Consider the following 14,793-nt stretch of genomic DNA (forward strand, 5'->3'; position numbering starts at 1 on the left):
GAGTTCCCCGATGTCCCAGAACCCCCCGAGCCGGTGTGCACCCTCGATCGCAGCCCCGCTGGACCTGCTGATCGAGATGACCTGCACGCGCGAGCGGGTCATGATCGATTCGGCCCTGCTGGCCGCGCTGTCCGACACCGACGGGGTTCGGGAAGCCCGGCTGTGGCGGCTGATCGGCGAGCCGGACGGCCCGCGCTTCTGGATCCTGTGCGGCATCCAGCGGGCCGGGCGCGAGCCCCCGCTGGTGGCCGATCAGCTCCCTGACGACGAGCGCGAGCCGCTGCCGATCGCCAGCTTGGCGTCGCACTGGCAGTGCTTCGAGCGCGCCGAGGTGACCCGCACCGTCGACAGTCGCAGCGGCCACCATCTGCTGCTGCTGCCGATGGCCGGCGACATGCACACCGCCGGCGTGCTCGAGGTGCGTGCGTCCTGCCCGGTCAGCGACCATGTGCGCACGCTCCTGGCCTGCGTGCTGCGGGTGCACGGCAACTACATGTCGCTGCTCGACTACAGCGAGCGCGACACGCTGACCGGCCTGCTCAACCGCAAGAGCTTCGACACCACCTTCCTGCAGGCGACGGTGGTCGACGCGCACCGGCTCTACTCGGTGGTCGACAGTGCCGCGGTCGTGCCGGACCGGCGCCAGGAGGGGCCGCGCCGCTACTGGCTCGGCGTCATCGACATCGACCACTTCAAGCAGATCAACGACCGCTTCGGCCACCTGGTCGGCGACGAGGCGCTGACGGTGATCGCCCGTCTGATGCGCGCGACCTTCCGCTACGACGACCGGCTCTACCGCTTCGGCGGCGAGGAGTTCGTCGTGCTGCTGTCGGCGCCCGACGAGGTCGGCGCCCGCGCCGCGTTCGAGCGCTTCCGCCACGCGGTCGAGAGCCACTACTTCATCGGCATCGGCCGCTCGACCGTCAGCGTCGGCTTCAGCGACGTGCGCGCCGGCGACACGCCGCAGGCCTGCTTCGACCGTGCCGACAAGGCCGTCTACTACGGCAAGACGCACGGCCGCAACCAGGTCTGCTCGCACATCGCGCTCGTCGCCGCCGGCGAGCTCGAGGACAACATGAAGTTCGGCTCGATCGAGCTGTTCTGAGCGCAGCCTCAGGGCCGCGCCGCCACCTTCTTCACCGCGTCGAAGCGCGCCAGCGTGCGCGCCCGGGCCTCGTCATGGTCGACTACCGGATGGGGGTAGCTCTTGCCCAGCTCGACGCCCGCCGCCAGCCGCTCCATCGGCCGGGCCTGCCAGGGCGCGTGGATCGCGTCGTCGTCCAGCGCGGCCAGCTCCGGCACGTAGCGGCGGATGAAGCGCCCCTCCGGATCGAACTTCCGGCTCTGCGTCATCGGGTTGAAGATGCGGAAATAGGGCTGCGCGTCGCAGCCGGTGGACGCCGCCCACTGCCAGCCGCCGTTGTTGGCGGCCAGGTCGAAGTCGTTCAGGTGCAGCGCGAACCAGGCCTCGCCGCGGCGCCAGTCGATCCCCAGATGCTTGGTCAGGAAGCTGGCGGTGATCATGCGCAGCCGGTTGTGCATGTAGCCGGTCTGCGCGAGCTGGCGCATCGCCGCGTCGACGATCGGGTATCCGGTCCGCCCGGTGCACCAGGCCTCGAACAGCGCATCGGCCGCCTTGCCGTGCTCCCAGCGGATCGCGTCGTACTCCGGCTTGAAGCAGTGGCCGACGACGCGCGGGTGGTGGTGCAGGATCTGGAAGTAGAAGTCGCGCCAGATCAGCTCGGACAGCCAGACCTCGGCACCGCGCGAGCCGGCCGTCATGCGTTCGTGCGCCAGCCGCGCGAGCTGGCGGATCGACACCGTCCCGAAGCGCAGGTGCACGCTCAGGTAGCTCGGGCCCTTGATGGCGGGGAAGTCGCGGCTGCTGTCGTAGCGGTCGATGCGCTCGAGGAAGTCCAGCAGCAGGTGCTCGCCGCCTGAGGCGCCGGGATGCAGGCGCGCGGCCATGTCGGTGGGCGTGAAGCCGAGCGCCTCCAGCGTCGGGATGCCCAGGTCGAAGTCGGTCGGCACCGGGGCGAGATGGCGCGCGTGACGCTCGACCGGATAGGCCTTCAGGTAGAAGCCGCCGCCCTCGGCCAGCTTCTTCAGCCAGGCGTTGCGGTAGGGCGTGAAGACCGAGAAGGGCGTGCCGGCGGCGGTCAGCACCTCGTCGGTCTCGAAGATCACCTGGTCCTTCCAGCTGAGGAAGGAGATGCCGGCGTCGGCCAGCGCGCCGCGCACCTTCGCGTCGCGCGCGATCGCGGCGGGCTCGTGGTCGCGCGCGACATGCACGGCCTGCACATGCAGCGCCTTCGCCAGCCGCGGGATCTCCTCGCGCGGGTCGCCCTGGCGCACGATCAGGCCGCCGCCGAGCGCGCGCAGCCGCCGGTCGAGCTCGTGCAGCGCGTGCCAGATGAACTCGACGCGGCGGTCGGCCGGGGGCAGGCCGGCCAGGATCGTGGTGTCGAGGATGAAGACGCACCAGACCTGGCGGGCCTGGCGCAGCGCGCGGTGCAGCGCGGCATGGTCGTCGACGCGCAGGTCGCGGCGCAGCCAGACCAGCGCCCGGTCGACCGGGTCGAGCGAGGGGGAGGGGGGCAGTCGCGTGGGCATCTGCGCAGTGTGCGCGATCGCTACAATCCCTGCCATGTCCGTCCCCGGCAGCATCAATCTCACCAACCAGTTCCTGATCGCCATGCCCGGCATGGGCGACGATCATTTCGCCGGCTCGGTCGTCTACCTGTGCGAGCACACCGAACGTGGCGCGCTCGGACTGGTGATCAACAAGCCCATCGACATCACGATCGCCAACCTGTTCGAGCGGGTCGAGATGGCGCTGGAGCGCGAGGACCTGGCGGCCACGCCGGTCTACTTCGGCGGTCCGGTGCAGACCGAGCGCGGCTTCGTGCTGCACGACCGCCCGGCCGACGACGCGGCGGCCTACGCCTCGTCGCTGCTGGTGCCCGGCGGCCTGGCGATGACCACCAGCCGCGACGTGCTCGAGGCGCTGTCGGGCGGCAACGGCCCGCGCCGGGTGCTGATCACGCTGGGCTACGCCGGCTGGGGCGCCGGCCAGCTCGAGGACGAGCTCTCGCGCAACGGCTGGCTGACGGTCGACGCCGATCCGTCCATCATCTTCGACACGCCGGTCGAGAGGCGCTACCAGCGCGCGCTGTCGCTGCTGGGCATCGATCCCGGCTTCCTGGCCCAGGAGGCGGGGCACGCATGACCGCGCCGCGCCCGCCCGAGACCTACCTGGCCTTCGACTACGGACTGCGCCGCACCGGGGTGGCCAGCGGCAGCCGGCTGCTCGGACGCGGCTCGCCGCTCCGCACCATCGCCGCCGAGGGCCAGGCCCGCTTCGCGCCGATCGAGGCGCTGATCCGCGAGTGGCGCCCCGACGCGCTGGTCGTCGGTGTGCCGCGCCATCCGGACGGCGCCGACCACGAGAACACCCGCCGCGCGCAGCGCTTCGCGCGCCAGCTCCAGGGCCGCTTCGGCCTGCCGGTGTTCGAGGTCGACGAGCGCTACAGCACCACCGAGGTGCTGGCTGCGGGCGTGCGCGATGCCGATGCCTCGGCCGCGGCGCTGCTGCTGACGCAGCACTTCGACGAGCTCGACCGGGCCGCGCGCGCCGCCGCGCTCGCGCCGCCGCAAGAACAAGACCCCGAAGAAACGAACCCACCGAAGGATTGATTCCATGAGTCTGCATCTCGATGCCGAGGCGCTCTACGGCGAGCTGCTCGCCGGCGTGCGGGGGCTGCTGGAGCCCGAGGCCGTCCTGGTCGGCGTGTGGTCCGGCGGCGCCTGGCTGGCCGAGCGGCTGCAGCGCGACCTCGGCCTGGCCACGCCGCACGGCGTCATCTCCAGCACGCTGCACCGCGACGACTTCGGCTCGCGCGGCCTGGGCTCGACCACCGACGCGACGAACCTGCCGTTCAGCGTCGACGGCCGCCCGATCGTGCTGATCGACGACGTGCTCTACACCGGCCGCACGACGCGCGCGGTCATCAACGAGCTGTTCGACTTCGGCCGCCCGGCCTCGGTCCGGCTGGCGGTGCTGGTCGACCGGGGCGGTCGCCAGCTGCCGATCCAGGCCGCCTTCGCCGCCGCGCGCATCGCGCTGCCGGCCACGCAGCAGATCGCGCTCGACCGCGACGAGGCCGGCCGCTTCCGCTTCACGGTCCGCGACACCCAGGAGACCCGCTGATGCTCTCGCGCCGCAATCCCCAGCTCAACAAGCACGGCGAGCTGATCCACCTGCTGTCGATCGAGGGCCTGCCCCGGGCGGTGCTGACGCACATCCTCGACACCGCCAGCACCTTCCTCGCGGTCAACGACCGTGAGGTCAAGAAGGTGCCGCTGCTGCGCGGCAAGTCGGTGTTCAACCTGTTCTTCGAGAACTCGACCCGCACCCGCACCACCTTCGAGATCGCCGCCAAGCGCCTGTCGGCGGACGTGATCAACCTCGACATCGCCAAGTCGAGCGCCTCCAAGGGCGAGAGCCTGCTCGACACCATCTCCAACCTGTCGGCGATGCATGCCGACATGTTCGTGGTGCGCCACAGCGAGTCGGGCGCGCCCTACCTGATCGCGCAGCACTGCGCGCCGCATGTCCATGTGGTCAACGCCGGCGACGGCCGCCACGCGCACCCCACCCAGGGGCTGCTCGACATGTACACCATCCGCCACTACAAGAAGGACTTCACCAGGCTGCGGGTGGCGATCGTCGGCGACATCGTGCACAGCCGCGTGGCGCGCTCGGACATCCATGCGCTGACCACGCTGGGCGTGCCCGAGATCCGCGCGGTGGGCCCGAAGACGCTGGTGCCGGGCAACCTGTCCGAGATGGGCGTGCAGGTCCACCACGACATGGCCGAGGGCATCCGCGATGCCGACGTCATCATCATGCTGCGCCTGCAGAACGAGCGCATGAGCGGCGCGATGCTGCCCAGCGCCGGCGAGTACTTCAAGAGCTACGGCCTGACCGAGGAGAAGCTCGCGCTGGCCGCGCCCGACTGCATCGTGATGCACCCGGGTCCGATCAACCGCGGCGTCGAGATCGACTCGGCGGTGGCCGACGGCCGGCACAGCGTGATCCTGCCGCAGGTCACCTTCGGCATCGCGGTGCGCATGGCGGTGATGTCGATCATCGCGGGGAACGAAGCATGAAGATCCTGATCCAGAACGGCCGCGTCGTCGATCCGGCCTCGGGCCGCGACGAGATCGCCGACGTGGCGATCGCCGCCGGCCGCATCGTCGCCATCGGCGCGGTGCCGACCGACTTCCATCCCAGCCGCACCCTCGACGCACGCGGCTGCGTCGTCGCGCCCGGCCTGGTCGACCTGGCCGCGCGGCTGCGCGAGCGCGGCATGCTCGAGAGCGAGCTCAACGCGGCGGCGGCCGGCGGCGTGACCAGCCTGGTCTGCCCGCCCGACACCGATCCTGCGCTCGACGAGCCCGGCCTGGTCGAGATGCTGAAGTTCCGCGCCCGCAAGCTCTCGCTGTGCCGGCTGTTCCCGCTGGGCGCGCTGACCCGCGGCCTGAAGGGCGAGGCGCTGACCGAGATGGCCGAGCTGACGGCCGCCGGCTGCGTCGGCTTCTCGCAGGCCGAGGCGGCGATCAAGGACACCCTGGTGCTGCAGCGCGCGATGATGTACGCGTCCTCGCACAACCTGTCGCTGTGGCTGCGACCGGTCGATCCGTGGCTGGGCAAGGGCGTGGCCGCCAGCGGCGCGGTCGCGACCCGGCTGGGCCTGTCGGGCGTGCCGGTGGCCTCCGAGACGATCTCGCTGCACACCATCTTCGAGCTGATGCGCGCCACCGGCGTGCGGGTGCACCTGTGCCGCCTGTCGAGCGCCGCCGGCGTCGAGCTGGTGCGCCAGGCCAAGGCCGAGGGCCTGCCGGTCACCGCCGACGTCAGCATCAACTCGCTGCACCTGACCGATGTCGACATCGGCTACTTCAATTCGGCCATGCGCCTGACGCCGCCGCTGCGCCAGGGCCGCGACCGCGACGCGCTGCGCGCCGGTCTGGCCGACGGCACGATCGACGCGCTGGTCTCCGACCACACGCCGGTCGAGGGCGACGCCAAGACGCTGCCCTTCGGCGAGGCCGAGCCGGGCGCGACCGGCCTGGAGCTGCTGCTCAGCCTGGCGCTGAAGTGGGGCCGGGACCATGAGCTGTCGCTGGCGCAGACGCTGGCGCGCGTCACCTCGGACCCGGTGCGGGTTCTGGGCGATGCGCTGGGCTCGCTGGCGTCGAGCGCCGGCCGGCTGGTCGAGGGCGGCGTGGCCGATGTCTGCGTCTTCGATCCGGACGAGACCTGGCCGGTCACGCCCGACGTGCTGCACAGCCAGGGCAAGCACACGCCGTTCGCCTTCGCCGACACCGGCATGGCGCTGCCGGGCCGGGTGCGCGCGACGCTGGTCGCCGGCACCGTCGCGCACGAGCTGCGCTGACGCCGGGCGGTCCGCGTGCTGCGCAGCCTGAGGGCGGTCTGGCGCCTCGGCCGGGTGCTGGTGCACATCCTGCACGGCGTCTGGGTCGCCTGGCGGGAGTTCGACGGTGCCAGCGCCGCGCATCGCTGCGCCCGCATCCAGTGGTGGTCGGCGCGGCTGCTGGCGCTGCTGGGCCTGCGGCTGCGGCCGGACGGCCGCTTCGCGCCGGGCGCGCACCTGATCGCCGCCAACCATGTCTCCTGGCTGGACATCACCGCGGTGCATGCGGTCTGTCCGCAGGCGCGCTTCGTCTCGAAGGCCGACGTGAAGGCCTGGCCGGTGCTGGGCTGGCTGATCACGGCCGCCGGCACGCTCTTCATCGAGCGCGAGAGCAAGCGCGACGCGCTGCGGGTGGTGCACCAGTCGGCCGAGGCGCTGGCCGCCGGCGACACGGTGGCCTTCTTCCCCGAGGGCACCACCTCCGACGGCCACCAGCTGCTGCCCTTCCACGCCAACCTGCTGCAGGCGGCAGTCACCACCGGCGTGCCGGTGCAGCCGCTGGCGCTGCGCTTCTCCGAGCCCGGCCATCCGGTGAGTCCGGCGGCGGCCTACATCGGCGACACCACGCTGCTGCAGAGCCTGTGGCGCATCGCCTGCGCCGACGCCATCGAGGTGCGCGTGGGCATCCTGGCGCCGATCGATCCCGCCGGCCTGGACCGCCGCGCGCTGTCGCAGGCCCTGCGCGCGCGCATCGCCGCGGCGCTCGGCATCGCGTCCGACACGCCGCCGGCCTGAGCCTCGGGCAGAATCGACCGGATCCGGCAACGACGAACCGCTCGAGAAAGTCCGACCATGCTCTACAAGTTCCGCTCCAAGGCGTCCGGCGACGTGATCATGACCTCCGATGTCGGCGACCGGCTGATGCGCCTGCTCGGCCGCGAGCCGGCGCCGCAGGGCATCTTCCAGCCGGCGCAGATGCCGCAGGCCATCGCCGTGCTGGAGGCGGCGGTGCTCGACGAGGAGGAGGCGCGCCGCCGCGCCGAGGCCGAGGCCGCCGCCGAGGGCCGCACGCTGCCGGCCCCGAAGGGCGTGAGCCTGCGCCAGCGCGTCTGGCCGCTGATCGACATGATGCGGCGCTGCGCCGCCGCCGAGGAAGACATCGTCTGGGGCGTCTGAGCGCGCCCCTCGCTCCCCGCGTCCCCGAACCCGCAAGGAAGACCGCTCCCATGCAACTCCGCAGCGACAGCCTGACCGACGGCGCCGCCATTCCCGCCCGCTTCGCCGCCGGCCGCCCCGACGACGCCGGCATCGTCACCTTCTCCGACAACGTCAGCCCGCACCTGGCCTGGAGCGACCTGCCCGCCGGCACGAAGAGCCTGGTGCTGGTCTGCCACGATCCGGACGTGCCCAGCCGCGGCGACGACGTCAACCAGACCGACCGCGAGGTGCCGGCCGACCTGCCGCGCGTGGACTTCTTCCACTGGGTGATGGTCGACCTGCCGCCGACGCTGGCGCAGATCGCCGAGGGCGAGTTCAGCCAGGGCTTCACCGCCCGCGGCAAGGCCGGCCCCGAGACGCTGCACGGCGCGCGCCACGGCCTGAACGACTACACCGGCTGGTTCGCCGGCAACGCCGACATGTCGGGCCAGTACTTCGGCTACGACGGCCCCTTCCCGCCGTTCAACGACAGCCTGGTGCACCACTACGTCTTCACGCTGTACGCGCTGGACCTGGCGCGCTGCCCGGTCGAGGGCGCCTTCACCGGCGCGCAGGTGCGCGAGGCGATCGCCGGCCATGTGCTCGGCCAGGCCGCGATCACCGGCAGCTACACGCTGAACCGACGCCTCGGCGCGGGCGCCTGAGGAAGCGCGGCATGGGCCACGGCACCCGCATCCTCGCGATCCGTCACGGCGAGACCGCCTGGAACGTCGACACCCGCATCCAGGGCCAGCTGGACATTCCGCTCAACGACACCGGCCGCTGGCAGGCCGGGCGGGTCGCCGAGGCGCTCGCCGGCGAGGACATCGCGGCGATCTACGCCTCCGACCTGGTCCGCGCCGCCGACACCGCCGCGGCCATCTCGCTGCGCACCGGTCTGCCGGTCATTCACGACCAGGGCCTGCGCGAGCGGCGCTTCGGCCTGTTCCAGGGCCGCACCGTCGCGGAGATCGAGGCGATCCACCCGGACCTGGTCCGGCGCTGGAAGTCGCGAGAACCCGACTTCGAGCCCGAGGGCGCCGAGTCGCTGCGCGTCTTCTACCAGCGCTCGGTCGATGCCGCCCAGCGCCTGGCGGCGGCTCACCCCGGCGAGACGGTGGTGCTGGTGGCGCACGGCGGCGTGCTCGACTGTCTGTACCGCGCCGCCTGCGGCATGCCCATCGAGGCGCCCCGCACCTGGCAGCTCGGCAACGCCAGCATCAACCGCCTGCTGTTCACCGGCGAGCGGCTGACCATGATCGGCTGGGGCGACATCCAGCACCTCGAAGGCGACACCCTCGAGGAAAGCAGCGATGGCGGCCGCGGCCTCACGCCGGCGCACAGCCTGTCCTGAGCGCGGTCACGCGCCGTCTCCGAACAGGTCGGTGCCGCCGCTGACCAGGCCGGCGCGCTGCGGCGGCGTCACGCCCAGGTGACGCCAGGCCGCCAGCGTGGCCACCCGGCCGCGCGGGGTGCGCTGCAGGTAGCCCTGCTGGATCAGGTAGGGCTCGATCACGTCCTCGATCGTGCCGGCGTCCTCGCCGATCGCGGCGGCGACGTTCTCCAGCCCGACCGGGCCGCCGTCGAAGCGGTGCACCACCGCCTCCAGGAACTTGCGGTCCATCAGGTCGAAGCCGACCGGATCGACGTCGAGCATGGTCAGCGCGCGGTCGGCCACCGTCTTGACGATGCGGCCGTCGCCCTTGACCTCGGCGTAGTCGCGCACTCGGCGCAGCAGCCGGTTGGCGATGCGCGGCGTGCCGCGCGAGCGCCGCGCCAGCTCCATCGCGCCCTCGGCGTCGATCGGCGCGCCCAGCAGCCCGGCCGAGCGGGTGACGATCCGGGAGAGCTCCTCGGGCGTGTAGAACTCCAGCCGCGCGATGATGCCGAAGCGGTCGCGCAAGGGGTTGGTCAGCATGCCCGCGCGGGTGGTGGCGCCCACCAGCGTGAAGGGCTGCAGGTCGAGCTTGATCGAGCGCGCCGCCGGCCCCTCGCCGATCATGATGTCGATCTGGTAGTCCTCCAGCGCCGGGTAGAGGATCTCCTCGACCACCGGGCTCAGGCGGTGGATCTCGTCGATGAAGAGCACGTCGTTCTTCTCGAGGCTGGTCAGGATCGCGGCCAGGTCCTTGGGCTTCTCGAGGACGGGGCCGCTGGTCTGGCGCAGGTTCACGCCCAGCTCGGCGGCGACGATGTGGCTCAGTGTCGTCTTGCCCAGCCCCGGCGGGCCGAACAGCAGCACATGGTCGAGCGCCTCGCGGCGCTTCCGGGCCGCGCCGATGAAGATCTCGAGCTGCTCGCGCGCACGCGCCTGGCCGATGTACTCGCCCAGCAGCTTCGGGCGCAGCGCGCGTTCCAGGGCTTCTTCCTGGGGCGTGCCGGCAGCGGCGCTGACGATGCGTTTCGGGGGTGCGGCGAAGTCGTCGGTCTGGATGGCCATGCGCGGAATTGTCCGTCAAAGCCGGCCGACGACCGGCCGGAAACCGTGCGCAGGACTGTCTATTTCACCAGTGATTTCAGCGCCGCGCGGATGCCGTCGCTCACGCCGATGTCGGCGGGCAGCGCCTTGATCGCCGCGGCCGCGTCCTTGTCGCTGTAGCCCAGCGCGACCAGCGCCTGGACGATGTCGGCCTGCGCGTCGCTGGTCACGACCGCGCCTGCGGGCACGCCCAGGTCGGGTGCGAGCTTGCCCTTGAGCTCGAGCAGCAGGCGCTCGGCGGTCTTCTTGCCGATGCCGGGCACCTTGACCAGGCGGCCGGGCTGCTGCTGGCTCACCGCCTGCGCCAGCTCCTGCGCGCTCATGCCCGACAGCACCGCCAGCGCGATGCGCGGGCCCACGCCGCTGATGCGGATGAGCTCGCGGAAGGTCTCGCGCTCCTCCAGCGTCAGGAAGCCGTAGAGCAGCTGCGCGTCCTCGCGCACCACCATGTGGGTGTGCAGCGTGACGCGCTCGCCCAGGTGCGGCAGGCTGCAGAAGGTGCTCATCGGCACGTCGACCTCGTAGCCGACGCCGCCGACATCCATGAGCACGAGCGGCGGGGATTTCTCCGCCAGGGTTCCGGTGAGTCGTCCGATCATGGACGCGATTATGCGAGCGCCTCAGCGCCGGAACAGGCCCAGGCGCTGCGCCTCCAGCGCCGCCTCGGCGCGCGAGCTCACGTTGAGCTTGCGGTAGATCTGCTTGACGTAGTCGGCGATGGTGTGGCGGGACAGGCCCAGCTGCACGCCGATCTCCGGCAGCGTGAAGCCCTTGGCCACCCGCAGCAGCACCTCGCGCTCGCGCTCGGTGAGCTGCACGTTCGGGATCAGCTGGTCCTGGGTCTGCTGCGGCTGCAGTGCCGGCTTGTTCGCCTGCGCCGAGAAGTAGGAGATCATCCGGCGCGCGATCGACGGCGACAGCGGCGGCTCGCCCTGGCTGATGCGCTGCAGATGCTCCATCAGCTGCTCGCGCGGCTGCTCCTTGAGCAGGTAGCCGTAGGCGCCGGCCTGCAGCGCCGGGAACAGGTGGTCGTCGTCGTCGTGGATGGTCACCACCACCGACTGCGCGTCGGGCTGGGCCTCGCGCAGCGCCTGCACCACCTTCACGCCGGAGCCGTCGGGCAGGCCCAGGTCGATCATCGCCAGGTCGAAGCGCTGCGCGGCGACCTGCTGCAGCGCGTCGTGCACGCGCGCCGACTCGACCACCGTCGAGCCGGGAAACACCTGCATCACCAGGGCGCGCAGCCAGGCGCGGATTTCGGGAAGGTCTTCGAGCAGCAGGATCGTTTTCATGGTCTTTCCTCGGGCAGCCAGCGGCGGTTCGTTCGATCGGACGTGAGTGTGAACCCCGCCGGGCCGGCTGGAGCCCCGTGGCGGAACTGGTTACGAAAATGACCGGAATTCGTGACGGATCACTGGCGTTGCCGGTCGATTGGTACTTGTTGGTTTACAGCGGCAGCGTCAGGCGGATCGTCGTGCCGTAGCCGGGGCCGGACTCGACCAGGCACTGGCCCTGCAGCTGCTTGGCGCGGCCCTTCATCGTCGACATGCCGTGGCCGCGGTCGAGCTTGCCGTCGAGCTCCATCGGAATGCCCTTGCCGTTGTCGGAGATGGTCAGCTCGAAGTCGTTGAGATCCATGCGCATCGAGATCTCGCAGTGCGTCGCGCCGCTGTGCTTGAGCACGTTGCTGACGGCCTCGCGCAGGATGCGGGTGGTCTGCACGTAGGCGCGGGCGCTCATCGCCCGCTCGCTCATCAGCAGCTCGTCGGGCGTGTTCCAGTTCAGCTCCACGCCGCCCTGGCTCAGGCGCATCATGACCTCGCTGCGCCAGTCGCCGATGGCGTCGCCGAGCTGAACCGCCCGGCCGGTCAGGCCGCGCACCGACAGCCGCATCTCCTCGAGCGCCTCGCGCGCCAGCGTGGCGATGCGCTCGCTCTCGCTGGTGTGCACGATGGTCAGCAGCTTGGCGCCGAGGTCGTCGTGCAGGTCGGCGGCGATGCGCTTGCGCTCCTTGGCGGTGACCTGCTCGACGCGCAGCTCGGCCATGTGGCTGTAGTTGTGCTCCATGTCGGCGGTGATCTCCTGCACGCGGCGCTCGGCGGCGACCCGGCCGTCCTCGGCCGCGGCGATGGCCGACTGCATCTGCTGCATCAGCCGCATCACCATGCCGGCGAACATCACCACCAGCGCGACGCTGATGGCGCGGCTGCCGGGCAGCAGGATGCTGCCGGGCACCATCATCTGCTCGAAGGCGCCGACCAGCAGCGCCACGCCCAGCGCCAGGCCGACGACGCGGAAGTCCGCCGGCGAGCACTGCCAGGCGCGGCGCAGGAAGGCGCCGACCGCCACCAGCACCTCCAGCGACAGGATGACCATCCACGGCTGGGTGATCGTGCTGATGCGGTCGGGCGCGGCGATCAGCAGGCTCAGCGGCACGACGATGCTCTGCAGCGCGATCGACAGCTCGAGCCAGCGCACCTGGATGCCGCTGTAGCGCATCAGCGAGAGGATGAGCGCCACCGCGATCGGCGGCATCAGCGCACCGGCCAGCCACTCGTGCGCGGCCACCGTCAGCGGCAGGTGCGCGCCGGTCAGCAGCGCGCACAGCAGCGCCCAGCCGACGCTGGCCGCGCCGAAGTAGCCCAGGTAGGGCAGACGGCTGCGCGCGGCCAGCGCCAGCGCGGCCACGCCGACGACGCCGGCCAGCAGCGCCAGCGCCTGCGTGGTGCTGGTGCGCACCGTGTGCTGGCGCCGCTGCAGGCCCTCGAGCGCCGGCAGCGGGCCGACGCGCACCGGCGAGAGGTGGCCGGCGTGCTCGCTGACGGCCACCTGCGAGCGCACCTGCGCGTCGAGCAGGATGTCGAGCTGGTTGTCGGCCGCGCGCAGCATCGCCGGCGGCAGCGACACCAGCACCGGCTCGAGGCAGTCGTTGGGCCGCGGCGCGCCGATCCGGCCGCGCGCCGACAGCCGCCAGCCGTTGAGCCGGATCTCGTGCGCGCCGCAGATCTGCTCGATGTACAGGCCCTGCATCACCGGCGAGGCCGGATCGAGGCGGGGCAGGTCGAAGCGCAGCCGGTACCACAGCGGCGAGCTGCTGCGCGGAGACTGCTCCCAGGCGTGGGGCAGCGTGATCAGCCGTGCGGGGCCGACCTGCGGCTGCTCCGGGGTCGGCGCGCGCATCACCAGCGCGCTGCGGATCTGCAGCTGGTCCAGCGGGCCGGGGTGGCTGCCGAGCTCGACCAGCCACAGCCCGGCCAGGATCAGCGCGACCACCAGCAGGCCCCAGCGGGCCGGGTGCAGGGCCTCCAGCAGCGAGCGGCCGCCGCTGCTGCGCAGGCGCTCCAGATGAGCCCGCCATCCCGAGGGGGCAGGCTCGACGGTCGAGCCTGCCGCGGCGGGCGTGTCGACGGGAGAGACGGTCTCGACCGCCGAGCTCACCGGCAGGACGGTCGGCAGGGGCGGCGGCGCGTCGTGCGCGGAGGCATCGGTCGAGGTCACTGAAATGTGAAATCCGGAAGAGGTGGCGGGCGGGCGCCCGATTCTGCCGGACCGCCCCGGATGCCGGCGCGCGGCGACAATCGCGGCTCCGGCCCCGTGCCTCAAAGTTCACACTCGAACCGTGATCCTGCGCCACGCCTTCATTCCCCACGACAACCAGCGTCTCGCCCATGTCTGCGGCGCGCTGGACGAGCACCTGCGCACGATCGAGGCCGCCTTCGACGTCAGCATCCGCCGGCGCAACGAGACCTTCCGCGTCGAGGGCGCCCGCCGCGCCGCCGAGCGCGCCGTCGCGGTGCTGCAGCAGCTCCACGAGCGCGCCGCCGCGCCGATCGAGCCGGCCGAGCTGCAGCTGCTGCTGGTGCAGGCGCTGCAGGACGACGGCCCGGCGCTGCGGGTGGTGCAGGCCGGCGAGACGGTGGTCGAGCCCGCCGGCGAGGCGCCCGAGATCGTGCTGAAGACGCGCCGCGCCGAGCTGGCCGGGCGCACCCGCAACCAGGTCGCCTACCTGCGCAACATCCTCGGCCACGACATCACCTTCGGCCTGGGGCCGGCGGGCACCGGCAAGACCTTCCTGGCGGTGGCCTGCGCGGTCGACGCGCTCGAGCGCGGCGGCGTGCAGCGCATCATCCTGACCCGCCCGGCGGTGGAGGCCGGCGAGCGCCTGGGCTTCCTGCCCGGCGACCTGGCGCAGAAGGTCGACCCCTACCTGCGCCCGCTCTACGACGCGCTCTACGACCTGATGGGCATGGAGCGCGTGGCCAAGGCCTTCGAGAAGGGCCAGATCGAGATCGCGCCGCTGGCCTTCATGCGCGGGCGCACGCTCAACCACGCCTTCGTCATCCTCGACGAGGCGCAGAACACCACGCCCGAGCAGATGAAGATGTTCCTGACCCGCATCGGCTTCGGCAGCCGCGCGGTGGTCACCGGCGACACCACGCAGATCGACCTGGCCAAGGGCCAGAAGAGCGGCCTGGTCGATGCCGCGCAGGTGCTGCGCCAGGTGCGCGGCATCGCGATGACCCGCTTCACCGCCGCCGACGTGGTGCGCCATCCGCTGGTGGCGCGCATCGTCGAGGCCTACGATGCGGCGCGGCCGCGTCCGGTGGGCGACCGGCCCGAGGCCTGAACCCGGCCCCCGGACCGCCCGCCGCGCCCTTCCTTCACCGATTCCGAGAA

At 71.9% G+C, this 14,793-nt stretch carries 16 protein-coding genes; 11 read left to right on the top strand and 5 right to left on the bottom strand.

The window, feature by feature from the left end:
• Positions 1 to 10: 10 nt before the first annotated feature.
• Positions 11 to 1,105, top strand: a complete 1,095-nt coding sequence (locus HNQ01_RS10525) for a GGDEF domain-containing protein (RefSeq protein WP_173805391.1) — start codon at positions 11 to 13, stop codon at positions 1,103 to 1,105.
• Between the two features lie 8 nt (positions 1,106 to 1,113).
• Here HNQ01_RS10525 and HNQ01_RS10530 read toward each other — a convergent pair whose 3' ends face one another.
• Complete coding sequence (locus HNQ01_RS10530; protein WP_173805392.1) at positions 1,114 to 2,613, bottom strand: cryptochrome/photolyase family protein; 1,500 nt, start codon at positions 2,611 to 2,613, stop codon at positions 1,114 to 1,116.
• Positions 2,614 to 2,647: 34 nt separating this feature from the next.
• Here HNQ01_RS10530 and HNQ01_RS10535 point away from each other — a divergent pair, with 34 nt between their 5' ends.
• The 9 genes from HNQ01_RS10535 to HNQ01_RS10575 are packed head-to-tail and all read left to right on the top strand — an operon-like array spanning position 2,648 to position 8,991.
• Positions 2,648 to 3,229 carry a YqgE/AlgH family protein gene (locus HNQ01_RS10535; protein WP_173805393.1) on the top strand — a complete coding sequence of 194 codons (582 nt, stop codon included), beginning with the start codon at positions 2,648 to 2,650 and terminating at the stop codon, positions 3,227 to 3,229.
• Positions 3,226 to 3,696, top strand: coding sequence for a Holliday junction resolvase RuvX (ruvX, locus tag HNQ01_RS10540; protein WP_173805394.1), 471 nt, complete (start codon positions 3,226 to 3,228; stop codon positions 3,694 to 3,696). Before HNQ01_RS10535 ends, ruvX begins: the two co-directional genes overlap by 4 nt.
• Positions 3,697 to 3,700: 4 nt before the next feature.
• On the top strand, positions 3,701 to 4,210 hold the full coding sequence (gene pyrR / locus HNQ01_RS10545) for a bifunctional pyr operon transcriptional regulator/uracil phosphoribosyltransferase PyrR (RefSeq protein ID WP_173805395.1): 510 nt from the start codon (positions 3,701 to 3,703) through the stop codon (positions 4,208 to 4,210).
• On the top strand, positions 4,210 to 5,172 hold the full coding sequence (locus tag HNQ01_RS10550) for an aspartate carbamoyltransferase catalytic subunit (RefSeq protein ID WP_173805396.1): 963 nt from the start codon (positions 4,210 to 4,212) through the stop codon (positions 5,170 to 5,172). The genes pyrR and HNQ01_RS10550 overlap by 1 nt, the downstream gene beginning before the upstream one ends.
• A complete protein-coding gene (locus HNQ01_RS10555) occupies positions 5,169 to 6,461 on the top strand; it encodes a dihydroorotase (protein WP_173805397.1) in 1,293 nt (430 codons plus the stop codon). Before HNQ01_RS10550 ends, HNQ01_RS10555 begins: the two co-directional genes overlap by 4 nt.
• 15 nt (positions 6,462 to 6,476) lie before the next feature.
• The gene (locus HNQ01_RS10560; RefSeq protein ID WP_173805398.1) at positions 6,477 to 7,235 is read left to right on the top strand and encodes a lysophospholipid acyltransferase family protein; all 759 of its coding nucleotides are present in this window, start codon (positions 6,477 to 6,479) and stop codon (positions 7,233 to 7,235) included.
• 57 nt (positions 7,236 to 7,292) lie between these two features.
• On the top strand, positions 7,293 to 7,616 hold the full coding sequence (locus tag HNQ01_RS10565) for a DUF1840 domain-containing protein (protein WP_173805399.1): 324 nt from the start codon (positions 7,293 to 7,295) through the stop codon (positions 7,614 to 7,616).
• A 50-nt stretch (positions 7,617 to 7,666) separates the two neighbouring features.
• Positions 7,667 to 8,302: a YbhB/YbcL family Raf kinase inhibitor-like protein gene (locus tag HNQ01_RS10570; protein ID WP_173805400.1), complete on the top strand. Its 636-nt coding sequence runs from the start codon at positions 7,667 to 7,669 to the stop codon at positions 8,300 to 8,302.
• 11 nt (positions 8,303 to 8,313) lie between these two features.
• Positions 8,314 to 8,991 carry a histidine phosphatase family protein gene (locus HNQ01_RS10575; RefSeq protein WP_173805401.1) on the top strand — a complete coding sequence of 226 codons (678 nt, stop codon included), beginning with the start codon at positions 8,314 to 8,316 and terminating at the stop codon, positions 8,989 to 8,991.
• Between the two features lie 6 nt (positions 8,992 to 8,997).
• Here the strand turns inward: HNQ01_RS10575 and ruvB are convergent, their stop codons facing one another.
• The 4 genes from ruvB to HNQ01_RS22595 all read right to left on the bottom strand — a co-directional run bounded on the left by ruvB (position 8,998) and on the right by HNQ01_RS22595 (position 13,614).
• Positions 8,998 to 10,077 carry a Holliday junction branch migration DNA helicase RuvB gene (ruvB, locus tag HNQ01_RS10580; protein WP_173805402.1) on the bottom strand — a complete coding sequence of 360 codons (1,080 nt, stop codon included), beginning with the start codon at positions 10,075 to 10,077 and terminating at the stop codon, positions 8,998 to 9,000.
• A 59-nt stretch (positions 10,078 to 10,136) separates the two neighbouring features.
• Positions 10,137 to 10,715, bottom strand: a complete 579-nt coding sequence (gene ruvA / locus HNQ01_RS10585; RefSeq protein WP_173805403.1) for a Holliday junction branch migration protein RuvA — start codon at positions 10,713 to 10,715, stop codon at positions 10,137 to 10,139.
• 21 nt (positions 10,716 to 10,736) lie between these two features.
• On the bottom strand, positions 10,737 to 11,408 hold the full coding sequence (locus HNQ01_RS10590) for a response regulator (RefSeq protein ID WP_173805404.1): 672 nt from the start codon (positions 11,406 to 11,408) through the stop codon (positions 10,737 to 10,739).
• A 154-nt stretch (positions 11,409 to 11,562) separates the two neighbouring features.
• Positions 11,563 to 13,614: a sensor histidine kinase gene (locus HNQ01_RS22595; RefSeq protein WP_173805405.1), complete on the bottom strand. Its 2,052-nt coding sequence runs from the start codon at positions 13,612 to 13,614 to the stop codon at positions 11,563 to 11,565.
• A gap of 121 nt (positions 13,615 to 13,735) precedes the next feature.
• Here HNQ01_RS22595 and HNQ01_RS10600 point away from each other — a divergent pair, with 121 nt between their 5' ends.
• On the top strand, positions 13,736 to 14,743 hold the full coding sequence (locus HNQ01_RS10600; protein WP_173805406.1) for a PhoH family protein: 1,008 nt from the start codon (positions 13,736 to 13,738) through the stop codon (positions 14,741 to 14,743).
• The last annotated feature ends 50 nt before the right edge of the window (positions 14,744 to 14,793 follow it).

Origin of the sequence: Sphaerotilus uruguayifluvii (assembly GCF_013294065.1) — a bacterium.
GTDB classification, from domain to species: domain Bacteria; phylum Pseudomonadota; class Gammaproteobacteria; order Burkholderiales; family Burkholderiaceae_C; genus Sphaerotilus; species Sphaerotilus uruguayifluvii.